Source organism: Archangium gephyra, assembly GCF_049060025.1.
Classification (GTDB): Bacteria; Myxococcota; Myxococcia; order Myxococcales; family Myxococcaceae; genus Archangium; species Archangium gephyra_A.
The window spans coordinates 8,285,407-8,298,084 of record NZ_JBMEQQ010000002.1 but is presented as its reverse complement, the minus strand read 5'-3'; the positions used below and the strand labels follow the sequence as shown (position 1 = coordinate 8,298,084).

Here is a 12,678-nt window from a genome sequence, read left to right as displayed (position 1 = left end):
CGTGTATTTCCACAGCCTCCAGTTCGTCTTCTTCCTCACCGTCACCTTCACGCTCTACTGGGCGCTGCGCCACCACAAGTGGCCGCGCCTGGCCGTGCTCATGGTGGCGAGCGTCTTCTTCTATTCGATGTGGACGCCGTGGCCCCTGGTGCTCTTCCTCGGGGCCACCGCCATCAACCACCTGTGCATCAAGGGCTTCCGGCGCTCGCAGTCGCCCGGCGTGCGCAAGGCCCTGCTGACGGTGTCCATCGTCAGCACCCTCGGCGTGCTGTGCACCTTCAAGTACGCGGACCTGTTCCGCGACACGGCGGTGGCGCTGCTCGGCCCGCTGGGCATCCACGTGCGCACCGAGCCCTACGGACTGCTGCTGCCCGTGGGCCTCTCCTTCTTCACCTTCCAGGCCATCAGCTACGTGGTGGACCAGTACCGGGGTGAAATCCAGAAGGAGCACTCGTTCTTCGAGCACCTGCTCTACCTGCTCTTCTTCCCGCACCTGGTGGCGGGCCCCATCGTGCGCGCCTCGCACCTCATCGAGCGCTTCGATGACACGCCGTCGCTGACGGCCGACGAGGGCGGCCGCGGCCTGTACCGCATCGCGGTGGGCCTGGCCAAGAAGCTCATCATCGCGGACGTGCTGGGCAGCGGCCTGGTGGACCCCGTCTTCGCCTCGCCCGAGGCCTACACCTCGGCCGAGTGCTTCGTCGCGGCGGTGGCCTACAGCTTCGAGCTCTACTTCGACTTCTCGGCGTATTCGGACATCGCCATCGGCACGGCGGCGCTCTTCGGCTTCAAGTTCGCGGAGAACTTCAACCGCCCCTACCTGGCGACGAACCTCTTCGACTTCTGGGGCCGCTGGCACATCAGCCTCTCCAACTGGCTGCGCGACTACCTCTACCGGCCCCTGGGCGGCAACCGCGTCTCCAAGCCGCGCGCGCTGCTCAACCTGATGATCACCATGGGCCTGGGCGGCCTGTGGCACGGCGCGGACTGGCGCTTCGCCATCTGGGGCCTGGCGCACGGCGCCATGGAGTGCGTCATCCGCGTGTGGTGGTGGCTGACGGGCAAGCCTCCGAAGGAAGGCCGCATGGCCGTGGTGCGCGCGGGCCTCGGCTGGGTGGCCACCTTCACCGTGGTGGTGCTCACGCGCATCGTCTTCCGCTCGCCCAACCTGACGCACGCGGGCGAGATGTACCTGCGCCTCTTCGAAGGCAGCATGGGCCTGGCCAACGTGAGCACGCTCGTGTGGACGATGCTGGCGGTGGCCGCGGTGAGCCACGTGACGCCGCTGAGCTTCTTCCACAAGGCCGGAGACCTGTTCGTGCGGATGCCGGTGCCCGTGCGCGCGGTGGTCCTGGTCCTCGTGGGCCTGGGCGTGCGCCACCTGACGTCCGTCGAGACGCGCCCCTACGTCTACTTCCAGTTCTGAGCTACGCCGCCCAGCGGCGCACGATGCGGTCCGTGGCCTCGGCCTGGGCCGCATCCGCCAGCAGCTCCATGCCGACACCCCGGGCTCCCAGCCGGACACGTCCACGCTCCGCGGCCGGGCCCGAGCGCAGCTCATCCGCGTGCCACAGCTCGCCCCCGCTGGCGAGCACGGCCTGCCGCATGCGCACGTCGAACTCCGGCTCGGACAGCAGCCGCATGTGCTCCACGAGCAGCTCCACCGTCACGTCCGCCTCGGGCTTGCGGGCCCCCGGGCCGGTGAGGCCCCGGAAGACCTCGGCATAGCGCTCGGCCGGAAGGAAGGCGGCATAACCGGGCCGGAGTACCGCCACCCCGGGCTCCGCGGGCGGCGCGGACCGCGAGGACTCCGGAGCGCGCCAGGCCGGGAGCACCGACACCTCGTGCACCCGCGGCGTGCCATCCACCGCACCGGCGAAGGGCGACTGGCGGTGCAAATCCACCAGCGAGGCGAGCAGGCCCGCGTGGCACGCGTGGCGCACGGTGAGACTGCGATCGCCCTCGACGCGCACCTCGCCCCAGGCCGGCAGCGCGGAGATGCCACGGGCGCCGATGGACGCCAGCGACACCTGCACCGGCTCGCCGAAGCGCGGCTGCCACATCAACCGCTTCGAGGTGAGCCAGAACCGGCCCGTGCACCGCAGGTAGTAATAGAGGACGAGTGCACCGCCCGCGAAGAGCATGGGCGCGGGCCTGCCGAACCGCTCCAGTCCGTAGCGGTTGGTGATGGCCAGCAGCGCGAAGACCCACGTGCCGGGCCAGGAGAGCACGTGGCGCAACCCCTGCCGGCCCTCGAGCAGCACGGGCTCGTCACCGCCGGGCGGCTGGGGCCGGGGCTCGCTCAGCACGGACTCCAGGCGGCCGAGCACCTCGTCCAGTGACGCCCCACCCCGCCGGGTGAAGTGGGCGAGCCGCTTGCGCGCGAGCACCTCCAGCCGCTGGCGCTGCCGCAGCAGCCCCGGGGAGCCGCCCTCGCCATGGGCCAGCCGCTCACGCAAGGGCGCCTCGAGCAGCCGGGCCTCCCGCAGCGGCTCCGTGTTCGCGCGCAGCAGCCGCTTCCAACGCGGCGAGCGCATCATCCGCAGCAGTCCGGTGTAGCAGGTGGCGGACTGGGCCACGACATCCAGGGCCTGGCGTACGCCTGCCTCGGGACCGTTCTCGGAGGAAGAGCCGGTACCGGAGTGGGGGGCGACGCGGGGAGAAACCTGGAGCATGCCGTGAGTCCTCTCGACAGTTCCCCCACCAAACTGCCTGGACCTGGGGTTTCAATCCAGGTCATGCGCCACTGACACCGGTGCGATGACGCCTGGGGGGCGAACGGCCAAGCATAACGTCCCTTCCTGACTCTTCGCCAACCCCGAGCGGAGCGCCTCCGGAGCGGCGCGCCCCAGCCGCCTGACGCATCGCGGCAACCGCGCTCAGACCTTGCGCCGCCGCATGCCTCCGTCCGTGGACGGCTCGTACTGGAGGAGCGGCGGCACCAGGGGCAGGCGGAGCTTGAAACAGGTGCCCTTGCCCTCCTCGCTCTCCACCTCGATGCGGCCCCCGTGCGACTTCACGATGCCGTGCACCACGGAGAGCCCCAGCCCCGTGCCCTCGCCGGAGGGCTTGGTGGTGAAGAACGGCTCGAAGAGGTGGCGCTTCGTCTCCTCGGACATCCCCGTGCCGGTGTCGCGCACCTCCACGAGGATGTGATGGGCGTCGCGGCGCGTGCTGATGCGCACCAGCCCCCCGGACGCCGTGGCCTGCCCGGCGTTCACCAGCAGGTTCACCAGCACCTGCACCAACTGCCGCGGGCGGCCCACGGATCTGCCCACCCCACCCAGTTCCTTCTCCACCCGCACATGGCTCAACTGGCCTTGCGCGATGCGCAGCGCCGTCTCCACCTCGGCGTCCAGGTCGTACGAGGTGTGGGCCTCCGGGTCCCCCCGCGCGAAGCGGCGCAGGTCCCCCACGATGGTGTTCACCCGCTTGATGCCGTCCAGCGTCGCCGGGAGCACGTCGTCCACGTACTCCTTCATCAGCTCGGACAGGTTCGGCTCGTCGCGCAGGTCCCGGAGCATCGAGTTGACGTTGCTCGTCACGAAGCTCATCGGGTTGTTGATTTCATGCGCCACGCCCGCCGCCAGCATGCCCAGGCTGGAGAGCCGCTCCTGCTCGAGCGCCCGCTGGTGCATCTGCGTCAGCTCCTGGTGCGCGGCCTCCAGCTCGCCGTGGGTGTGCTCCAGCGCCCGGTGGGCCTTTTCCAACTCCCGGTGGGCCTTCTCCAGCTCCTCGCGCTGGCTCAGCACCTGCCCCAGCACCCCGCGCAGCGCCGTGATCCGCTTCTCCGACACCAGGAAGCCGAAGACACCGAGCAGCAGGAACGCCAGGGCCATGCCCGCCTCGGCTCCCGACAGCATCGCCGCCAGGGCCACCAGCCCCAGGTACACGGCCGTGCGGTAGCGGACCCACCGGTCCATCCCGGAAAACAAGAGCAGGCTGTAGGGCACGAACACCCACGCCAACGGATGCCAGTGGGTCGCCATCCCCCCCACCACGCTCCCCACCAGATTGGCGAGCATCCGCACCGTCTCCGCCATGGCGCGGCCACCGCGACGGGTCACCCACTCGACGAGCAGCACGTTGACGAAGGCGAGCGCCACCCACACGCCCGCCAGCGCGAACAGCACGGACCACTGGCCCCAGAACCAGATGAACAACGCCGTGTTGAACACGACCGGGCCCAGGCCCGCGACGAGCTGGAAGCCCCGGTGGAACTGCTCCGGATCCGCCTCCAGCACGGCCTGCTTCGCTTGGGCTTCCATGGCCGCGGCGGACCGCTCAGGGTCCCGAGGTGACCGGGCCCTGACCGCCCAGGAGGGCACGCACGTCGGCCACCAGGCGGTCATCGTCCCAGGGCTTGCTGATGAAGTGGGAGATGACTCCGGACTGGGAGCCGCCCGACAGGTCCGCGTGGCCGGAGATGAGGATGCGCGCGGCCCGGGGGGCGACTTGCAGCACCTGCCCGAGCAACTCCAGGCCGTTCATCCCCCGCATGCGGAAGTCGGAAATGACGACGTCCGCCTCGAAGGTGGCCAGCTTCTCGAGGGCCTCCTGGCCGTTGAGCGCCACCTCGATGGAGAAGCCCTCGCGCCGCAGCAGGCGGCGCAGGGCTCCAACGACATGTACTTCATCATCGACGATGAGAATCCTGGCCATGGGGGCTCCGAGCCACACCGGCACGCGCATCTACCCTACACCAGATGAGGGAACTGCTCGCGCCGGGACACTGCGTGGACAGGACGGCGGACGCTCGAGCGGCGTGCGGCCACACGAGCGGCCGAGCGGGCGAATTCACGAGGACACCAGGCACTGCATGGGTGGGGGAAGGGGCGGGCATGGGAACAGCGGTCATGAAGACAGGGAAACCCTGACGTCAGCAATTCCTCCGGGTCCCATTGATTCCTGGCCCGGCCATGAAATTCGGAGACTCCGGAAAGAATAACAGAGACCGCCCCGTGCGGCGCCAGATCAGAGTGATTTGGGCGCCGGGGGAGCGGACAGGTGGGAGGCCATGCGCAGGACGTCCCGGAGGATGCGGCCGGTGGCGCCCCAGATGACGTGGGTGCCGTAGGTATAGAAGTCCACGTCGTACTCCACGCCACGTACATGGCGGCGCTCGGTGCGGCGGATGGCCGGGTCCAACAGGGCCTCCAGGGGCACCTCGAGGATGAACTCCACCTCGTCCGGGTTGGGCCGGTACTCCAGGCCGTGGGGGATGACGCCGACGAAGGGCTGGATGCGGAACTCGGTGAGGGTGGGCACCTCGTCCAGGGCGCCGAGCACGCGCACGCCGGACACGTCGATGCCCAGCTCCTCGCGCGTCTCGCGCAGCGCGGTGTGCAGGGGGGTGGCGTCCTCGGGGTCCCTGGAGCCGCCGGGGAAGGAGTACTGGCCGGCGTGGTGGCGCAGCGTGGTGGGCCGCTTGGTGAAGAGGACGTGGGGAGCACCGTCGCGCACGAGGAGGGGCACCAGCACCGCGGCCTCGCGCAGCACGAAGCCGGGCAGGTGGACGGCCCGGGGCCGCCGGGTGGCCAGATGATTTTCCAGGGCGTCGAAGAGTGCGTCCACGGCTAGTCCGTTCCCTGCCTCTCCACGGGCACCGTCAGAGGCTTGTTGGCGGCATCCACGTTCTCCACCCCGGACATGGGGCGGAGGATGCCCAGGTTGAGCAGCACCAGCAGCACCACGCCGAGCACCACCCGGTAGACGATGAAGATGAGGGTGGAGCGCTTGCGCAGGTAGCTCAACAGCCAGGAGATGGCGGCCCATCCCGAGGCGAAGGCCACCACGGTGCCCGTCACCAGGGCCATCGTCGAGGGCCGCTCGGTGGCCTCCAGCAGGTGCTTGAGCTCGAAGATGCCGGCCAGCGAGGTGGCGGGAATGGAGAGCAGGAAGGAGTAACGCGCCGCGTCCTCGCGCCGCAGGCCCAGCGACAGGGCCCCGGTGATGGTGGTGCCCGAGCGCGAGGCGCCGGGGATGAGGGCCAGCGCCTGCCACAGCCCGACGATGAGGCCGTCGCGCCAGCGCATGTCGTCCAGGGTGCGCTTGTGCGAGGCCATGCGCTCCACGACGAAGAGGATGAGGGCCAGGACGATGAGGCTGCCGGAGATGACGTAGAGCGAGCGGAGGGAGCCCTCGATGGTCTTCTTGAAGGCGAGCCCGCAGATGCCGATGGGCAGGGTGCCGATGAGGACGAACCAGGCCAGCCGGGAGTCGGTGGTGGCGAAGGGCTGGCGCCGCGCGAGGCCCTGGAAGAAGGCCTTGGTGAGGGTGACGAGGTCCTTGCGGAAGTAGATGAGGACGGCGGCCACCGTGCCGAGCTGGATGACGGCGGAGTAGGCGGCGCCCGGATCGGGCCAGCCGAGCAGCTCCGGGACGATGCGCAGGTGCGCGGTGGAGCTGATGGGGAGGAACTCGGTCAGACCCTGAACGAGCCCGAGGACGATGGCTTGAAGAAGACTCATACGTGTGGGGAAGTGGATGTATGCGCTACCCTGCGGGGCAGCAAGGGCCTTTGCATCGCCCTGTCGTCCGGGAACGTCCATGCCCCCTGCCCCACCCTGTCCCTGCACCTCCGGCCTGCGCTACCGCGAGTGTTGTGCCCGCTACCATCGAGGCGAAGCGGAAGCGCCGGACGCCGAGGCGCTGATGCGCTCGCGGTACAGCGCCTTCGCGCTGCGCGAGGTGGAGTACCTGTGGCGCACGCTGCACCCGGAGCACCCGGACCGGGCGAGGCCGAAGGAGGAGCTGCTGCGCGAGCTGCGGGCGGTGTGCAGCGCACACAAGTACCCGCGGTTGCACGTGCTGGACCGGCAGCCGCCGGACGAGACGGGCAAGGCGGTGGTGCTCTTCTACGCGCGCATCTTCGAGAAGGGGAAGGACCGCTCGTTCGTGGAGCGCTCGGAGTTCCGTCACGATGGAACGGGCTGGCGCTACCTGTCGGGAGACGGATTCCCCGCGAGCGAGAGCCCCCGTCCGCCCGAGACCCTCACCCTGGCCCATTTCCCCTCGCCCTCCGGGAGAGGGACGGGGTGAGGGTGCCACGCGCCCCGGGTTGCTCCCGGGTCAACTCCCTCTCCCTCTGGGAGAGGGTTGGGGTGAGGGTCATCACTCCGCGGGAATCGTGAGCGCACGCAGCAGACGATTCTCCCCCACCTGGATGCGCAGGAGCAGCACGGCGCCGGGCTTCTGAGCGCGGACGACCTGGGCGAACTCGCGTGGGTTGCGCACCTGCTTGCCGCCAGCCTCGACGACGACCATTCCGGGCTGCAGACCCGCGCGGTCGGCGGGAGAGCCGGGGTCCACGGCGACGATCATCGCGCCCTGCCGGACGCCCGGGGCCATGCGCGGGTCCACGTCCTGGAGGCGCAGACCCAGCTTGCGGCCGGTGTCCTCCTCGCGGCCCTCCTCGGTGCCGGCGGCGATGCCCTCGAGGTCGGGACGCTCGCCGAGCTTCACCTGCACCTCCTGCTGCTTGCCGTTGCGGAAGACGGTGAGCTTCACGGTCTCGTCGGGGGGGCGGAAGCCGATGTCGCGGGTGAGGCCGCGCGAGGACTCGACGGGCGTGCCGTTGATGGCGGTGATGACGTCATCCTGCTTGAGCCCGGCCCGGGCGGAGGGAGTGTCCTCCTGCACGCCGGTGACGATGGCGCCCTTGCGCGCCGACACGTTGAGCGCCTGGGCGAGCTCCGGCGTCAGATCCTGCACCGACACGCCCAGCCAGCCGCGGCGGATCTTCCCCTTCTGCAACTGCGGCAGGAGCGCCTTGGCCATGTTGGAGGGCACGGCGAAGCCGATGCCCGTGCCGCCGCCGACGATGGCGGTGTTGATGCCGATGACCTCGCCCCGCATGTTGAAGAGGGGGCCGCCCGAGTTGCCCGGGTTGATGGCGGCATCCGTCTGCAGGAAGTTGTCGTAGGGGCCGGCCTGGATGTCGCGCGCCCGGGCCGAGAGGATGCCGGCGCTGACGCTGGAGGTGAGACCGAACGGGTTGCCGATGGCCACCACGCCGTCTCCCACGCGGATGTCGTCCGAGTTGCCGAGCCGGGCCACCGGCAGGTCGCGGACGTTGCCCTGGAGCTTGAGGAGGGCGAGGTCGGTGAGCGGATCCCTCCCGAGCACCTTGGCATCGAACTCGCGGCCATCGTTGAGGCGGATGCGGATGTCGACGGCGTTCTCCACCACGTGGTTGTTGGTGAGGATGAGCCCGCTGGGGTCGATGATGAAGCCGGAGCCCTCGCCCTGCTGGATGCGCTCCTCGGGAACGCCACCGGGGGGCATGCCGGGCCCCCCAGGACCGCCGGGTCCGCCAGGACCTCCGAAGAAGCGCTCGAAGAGATCGCCCGGCATGCCCTCCATGGAGGGGGCGCGCGCCTGCACCTGCACGTTGACGACCGTGTCGTTCACGGCCTCGACGAGGTCCGCGATGGACTGCGTGGGACCCGAACCGCCCACGGCGGCCTGCGGCTGTGGGGCCGGCGGGGGCTGTTGCGCCTGCTGTGCCTGGCCGGTGCCTTCCTTGCCCGGTGCGGCGTCCTCGGAAGGAGCGGCGGGAGCGCGGGCCTCGGGTTGCTGTGGGGCGGGCCGCGCGGGCGCGGGCTCCCGGGTGCGGGCCTCACACCCGGTGGCGGCTACCAGCATGAGGGCATTGAACAGGATGAACTGCGGCCAGAAAGCCGAGCGGGCGTGCTTCATCGAGGGACATCCTCCCTTCGAGGGAAGATGAGGACCCCCCGCCGACTGACAACCACACCTCCCCCAGGAGCGGACGGGACGGAGAACCCTCGCCCGCCTCCTCCCCCTGCAGCGAGACCCGAGGCCCTACAGCCCCTGCATGTCGTAGCTGGAGGGCACGTCCACGTGGAAGGAGAGGTCCACGGCGCGCTGCTCGGCGGGGGCGAGCGTCAGCCGCCAGGTGACGATGCCATCCATGGCCTCCACGGCATGGCCGGGGGTCGTCTTCTTGGCGTCCAGCTCCACCGTCACGTCGTCGAGCTCGGAGACGGGGATGTGCTCGGCCAGCTCCACCACCTCGGGGCGCTGGCGGTAGTTGGCGAGGTGGAAGCGGTAGGCATAGTGGAAGCGGCGCCGGCCGCCGAAGAGGCCCTCGTCGCGGGCGATCTCCTGCACCACCACGCGCTCCACGCGCAGCGACTCCTCGACGCCGAAGGTGAGCTGGAAGGCGCCGCCCTGGGGCACGGGCTCCAGCGCCTGGCGGCCGATGAAGCCCGAGGCGCGGAACAAGTCCACGGGGCCCGGCAGCAGCGGGAAGGGCGCGCCATTGACGAGACGGGCCACGCGGAACACCACTGGGTGCAGCTTGGGCACGGCGCGCCAGACGAAGGAGGACTTCAGCTTCGTGCGCGCCACGCGCAGCCGCACCGCCGAGCCCTCCCCGGGCACCTGGGCCAGCTCGGGCACCAGGAGCTGCACGGAGAGGCCCTGCGAGGCCGTCCGCAGCGAGCCCTCCGTCTCTCCCGGCGTCTGCCCTCCGGCCTGAACGTGCTGCTGCACCTCGTCGCGGCGGACGAGCACCTTGCGCTCGGCCCGGCGCTCCCAGGCCTTCAGCAGCAGGGGCTTCTGCTCCGGCGGCGTCGCGTTGTCGCGGGGCCGGGCGGTGGAGAGCGCCAGCCGCACCCCGCTCCAGTCCTCGCCGGTGGATTGGCGCACGGTGGCGAAGGCGGAGAGCTCCACCTGGCCGCCGCTCTCGTCGGCGCGCGCCTCATAAGAGGGAGTCCAGCCCGCGCCCCCCACCACGTACTGCAGCTCCACGCGGGCACGGCCCTCGGAGGGGCAGGCCAACCGCACCTCCACCCGGCGCTCCATGCGCTGGGCCGAGGCGGCGAGGAACAACTCCCGGGCGCGCAGCGAGTCCAGCTCCCGCTGCACCTCGCGCACGCGGGCGGCCCGGGCCAACACCTCGGAGGCGGCGCGCAGCCGGGCGTCCAGCGCGGCGTCGAAGGCCTGCGTCCACGCGCGGGTGTCCGGCTTGGGCTCGGAGAGCTCGCGCGTCACCCGCTCCACCGTCACCCCGGTGAGGCTCTCCCCGAGCTGAGCCAGCGCCTGGCCACGCGCGCGGGCATCCTCCAGTTCCGCCAGCTCGCGCTCCAGCGTCTCGCGCTTCTTGCGCAGCGTTTCGAGCCTCCGGGCTGAACTCCTCCTGGCGCGTGCGTTCCTCGGCCACGAGGCTCTCCACGGTGGCGTCCTCGGAGCGGGCCCGGAAGCTGGAGGGGTCGGCGGCGGGTGGCACGGACTCGAAGACGGCGAGCGGGCGGCCGGTGCAGGCCACCGTCTCCACCCGCGTCACCAGGGCGCGGTCCGGGTAGACGACGACGGAGGACACCTTCGCGGGGGCGGCGAGCGCCAGCATCATCAAGGGCAGGGTGTGCATGGCGGCTCCTCGTTACTGCGACTGCTCCAGGCGCCAGCCCTTCGGGTGGCGGACGGTATAAAGGAAGGACACCCCCTTCTTCTCCGAGGGCGGCACCGACAGGCGCCACACCAGCGTCCCCTTGGCCGGGTCCTGCTCGGCATAGGGCTCGGTGCGCATCAGCTTCACCTCCACGTCCTCGCTGCGCGACAGCGGCCACTGGTCGTGGATGCGCACCGGGAGGGCGAAGGGGTACGGGTTGGCCACCTCGATGGTGACGAGGTACTCGGTGACGTCGTGCTTGCCGATGAGGCCCTTCTCGCTCGTCATGAGCTTCACGTTGCGCACCGGGCGCACCGCGGAGTCGATGCCGAGCGGCAGGGTGAAGGGCTCCTCCGGCGACACCAGCGAGAGCCGGGCCTCGCCCGCGGGGTCGGCCCCGACGAAGAGCTGCGCCTCGCCACCGGGCATCACCTGCTTGGACGGGCTGCGCAGCTCGGCCACGAGGAAGGCATGGGGGGTGAGGGCGGGGTACAGCTTGCGCTCCACCTGCACGGGCCACGTCTCGGTGAAGAGGGGCACGCGCCGCTCGCCCTTGCCGCTGCGCACCGTCTCGCGGCGCTGCGAGGGGAAGGCCAGGGCGTAGCCGCCCGCGAGCGAGGCCGGCAGGCGCGGATCCACCACCGGCCGCTGCCAGCTTTGCGGCGGCGCGAGGCCCACGGGGACATCCTCCACCGGCGAGGCGCCAGGAGCCACCTCGGCGAGGCTCTCGAAGGATCGCGACGCACCGCCCCTGGCTCCGGGCCGGTTCACCTCGACGCGCTTGATGTAGTCCTGGTCCACGTTGACGCCCGCGCTGGTGGAGCCCACGTCGACGGAGGGAGGCGTGGGGGCGAACTCGCGCATTTCGAAGCCCTCGGGCATCAGCTCGATGTTCACCCGGATGGTGCGGTCCAGCCGCAACTGGATCTCCGAGCGGGCGAGCGTCCTGAAGCCCTCGCGCTCGAACTGCAGGGTGTAGACGCCCGGCGGGAGCTGGGGGATGCGGTACTGGCCCTGGGCGTCCGTCACCACGGCCTGCTCGCCCTGGAGGTTGGGCGAGACGGCCGTGATGACCACGTCCGACACGGGCTTCTTCGTATCCGCGGCGACGACGGTGCCGATGATGACGCTGTTGCTCATGCCCGCGGGCGTCTGGACCTGATCGCGCTTCCGGGCGTCCGCGGTGGGCGATGGGGCCGGGGCGGGAGCCGTGCCGGGCTGGCCGGTGAGCGAGAGGAGGCGGGTGCGCATCCGCAGGTTCTCGTCGGGCGGCGCGGGCGGCTTGGGGGGCGCGGGCGGCGGAGCACGCCAGGAGTCGGTGACGGGGGCGGGCGTGGGGATGAAGCGCTCGCGCTGGCCGATCTTCCAGGTGGCGAGCTCCGGCGCGGTGGTGGCGGTGGCGGGGATGGCGGTGCTGAGCGTGAGCGCCGCGTCCTCCCAGTCCTCGCCGGTCTGCTGGCTGACGCGCCCGGAGAAGGCCACCTGCACGCGGTTGGCCTCGGGCTCGAGCCGCAGCTCATAGGCGGGGAACCAGCGCGCCCCGGTGGTGACATAGGTGAGCGTGACCGTCGCGGAGCCCTGGCCCGAGAGGGTGGGGGCGACCTCCAGGCCCTGGCGCCGGGGCGCACCGCCGAGCTGCCGGGCCTCGGTGACGCGCCGCGAGAGCTTCGCGCTCGAGCGCCTCCTCGCGCTGGGCCACCTCGCGCAGCTTCGCCTGGAGGCGGGCGGTGTTCTCCACCACGAAGTCCGTGGCGGCGCGCCAGCCGGAGGCATCCAGCCGGGAGGAGCCCTGCCGCGCGCCCTTCGTGGAGAGAGGAGGCTCGGTGGACAGCTCCTCGTCCGTGACAGAGGGCCGCACCTTGCCGAGCGCGTTGAGCTGGGCGGAGTAGGCCTCGCGCTCGGCGCGCACCTGGGAGAGCTGGTCATCGAGCCGCTCCAGCTCGGTGACGAGCCTGCGGGCCTCGGTGGCGGGAAGGGCCTCGGGCTCGACGGTGCGGAGGTCCACCCGGGTGACGTCGGCCCCCTGGGCCTCCACGCGGATGCTGGCGGGATCCACCGCGCCATACAGCAGGGGCAGCTCCACGCGCTGCGTGCCGGAGAGGCCCACCCGGGCCGTGCGGACCACCCGGGCCCGGTCGCTATAGACGGTGACGGAGGTGACGGGAGCATCCACCGCCGTGAGCCACAGCGCGCTCAGGGCGGAAAGTCCGAAGACGGGCATTCACCCGTTGTAGCGCTCCCGCCTCGGTGCCGTCACCTGC

Annotated in this window: 11 protein-coding genes and 1 pseudogene; 2 read left to right on the top strand and 10 right to left on the bottom strand. The window is 71.1% G+C overall.

Annotation, left to right across the window (positions count from 1 at the left end):
• Position 1: 1 nt before the first annotated feature.
• On the top strand, positions 2-1,426 hold the full coding sequence (locus ACN28I_RS36445; RefSeq protein ID WP_420946501.1) for an MBOAT family O-acyltransferase: 1,425 nt from the start codon (positions 2-4) through the stop codon (positions 1,424-1,426).
• 1 nt (position 1,427) lies between these two features.
• On the opposite strand, the gene ACN28I_RS36440 is transcribed toward ACN28I_RS36445, so the two are convergent.
• The 5 genes from ACN28I_RS36440 to ACN28I_RS36420 all read right to left on the bottom strand — a co-directional run bounded on the left by ACN28I_RS36440 (position 1,428) and on the right by ACN28I_RS36420 (position 6,470).
• A complete protein-coding gene (locus ACN28I_RS36440) occupies positions 1,428-2,675 on the bottom strand; it encodes a hypothetical protein (RefSeq protein ID WP_420946500.1) in 1,248 nt (415 codons plus the stop codon).
• Between the two features lie 204 nt (positions 2,676-2,879).
• Positions 2,880-4,268: an ATP-binding protein gene (locus ACN28I_RS36435; protein WP_420946499.1), complete on the bottom strand. Its 1,389-nt coding sequence runs from the start codon at positions 4,266-4,268 to the stop codon at positions 2,880-2,882.
• 16 nt (positions 4,269-4,284) lie between these two features.
• Positions 4,285-4,662: a response regulator gene (locus tag ACN28I_RS36430; RefSeq protein ID WP_420946498.1), complete on the bottom strand. Its 378-nt coding sequence runs from the start codon at positions 4,660-4,662 to the stop codon at positions 4,285-4,287.
• Positions 4,663-4,974: 312 nt separating this feature from the next.
• Positions 4,975-5,574, bottom strand: a complete 600-nt coding sequence (locus ACN28I_RS36425) for a CoA pyrophosphatase (RefSeq protein ID WP_420946497.1) — start codon at positions 5,572-5,574, stop codon at positions 4,975-4,977.
• A gap of 2 nt (positions 5,575-5,576) precedes the next feature.
• Positions 5,577-6,470, bottom strand: coding sequence for an undecaprenyl-diphosphate phosphatase (locus tag ACN28I_RS36420; protein WP_420946496.1), 894 nt, complete (start codon positions 6,468-6,470; stop codon positions 5,577-5,579).
• Positions 6,471-6,549: 79 nt separating this feature from the next.
• Between ACN28I_RS36420 and ACN28I_RS36415 the strand changes: the two genes are divergently transcribed.
• Positions 6,550-7,041, top strand: a complete 492-nt coding sequence (locus ACN28I_RS36415) for a YchJ family protein (protein WP_420946495.1) — start codon at positions 6,550-6,552, stop codon at positions 7,039-7,041.
• Positions 7,042-7,113: 72 nt separating this feature from the next.
• Here the strand turns inward: ACN28I_RS36415 and ACN28I_RS36410 are convergent, their stop codons facing one another.
• The 5 genes and pseudogenes from ACN28I_RS36410 to ACN28I_RS36390 all read right to left on the bottom strand — a co-directional run bounded on the left by ACN28I_RS36410 (position 7,114) and on the right by ACN28I_RS36390 (position 12,638).
• Positions 7,114-8,700, bottom strand: a complete 1,587-nt coding sequence (locus ACN28I_RS36410) for a Do family serine endopeptidase (RefSeq protein WP_420946494.1) — start codon at positions 8,698-8,700, stop codon at positions 7,114-7,116.
• 126 nt (positions 8,701-8,826) lie between these two features.
• On the bottom strand, positions 8,827-10,116 hold the full coding sequence (locus ACN28I_RS36405) for a mucoidy inhibitor MuiA family protein (protein WP_420948786.1): 1,290 nt from the start codon (positions 10,114-10,116) through the stop codon (positions 8,827-8,829).
• Positions 10,117-10,180: 64 nt separating this feature from the next.
• A pseudogene (locus ACN28I_RS36400) lies at positions 10,181-10,375 on the bottom strand (DUF4140 domain-containing protein); the annotation flags it as partial.
• A gap of 33 nt (positions 10,376-10,408) precedes the next feature.
• Entirely contained in the window at positions 10,409-11,932 is a 1,524-nt protein-coding gene (locus ACN28I_RS36395) for a mucoidy inhibitor MuiA family protein (RefSeq protein ID WP_420948785.1), read from the bottom strand.
• A gap of 1 nt (position 11,933) precedes the next feature.
• The gene (locus tag ACN28I_RS36390; RefSeq protein ID WP_420946493.1) at positions 11,934-12,638 is read right to left on the bottom strand and encodes a DUF4140 domain-containing protein; all 705 of its coding nucleotides are present in this window, start codon (positions 12,636-12,638) and stop codon (positions 11,934-11,936) included.
• Positions 12,639-12,678 lie beyond the last annotated feature (40 nt).

What these genes read in the sequence shown, in the direction of transcription:
- ACN28I_RS36430 (WP_420946498.1), bottom strand. Translation starts at nt 4,662, where the DNA reads ATGGCCAGGATTCTCATCGTCGATGATGAAGTACATGTCGTTGGAGCC.
- ACN28I_RS36390 (WP_420946493.1), bottom strand. Translation starts at nt 12,638, where the DNA reads ATGCCCGTCTTCGGACTTTCCGCCCTGAGCGCGCTGTGGCTCACGGCG.
- ACN28I_RS36410 (WP_420946494.1), bottom strand. Translation starts at nt 8,700, where the DNA reads ATGAAGCACGCCCGCTCGGCTTTCTGGCCGCAGTTCATCCTGTTCAAT.
- ACN28I_RS36435 (WP_420946499.1), bottom strand. Translation starts at nt 4,268, where the DNA reads ATGGAAGCCCAAGCGAAGCAGGCCGTGCTGGAGGCGGATCCGGAGCAG.
- ACN28I_RS36415 (WP_420946495.1), top strand. Translation starts at nt 6,550, where the DNA reads ATGCCCCCTGCCCCACCCTGTCCCTGCACCTCCGGCCTGCGCTACCGC.
- ACN28I_RS36420 (WP_420946496.1), bottom strand. Translation starts at nt 6,470, where the DNA reads ATGAGTCTTCTTCAAGCCATCGTCCTCGGGCTCGTTCAGGGTCTGACC.
- ACN28I_RS36440 (WP_420946500.1), bottom strand. Translation starts at nt 2,675, where the DNA reads ATGCTCCAGGTTTCTCCCCGCGTCGCCCCCCACTCCGGTACCGGCTCT.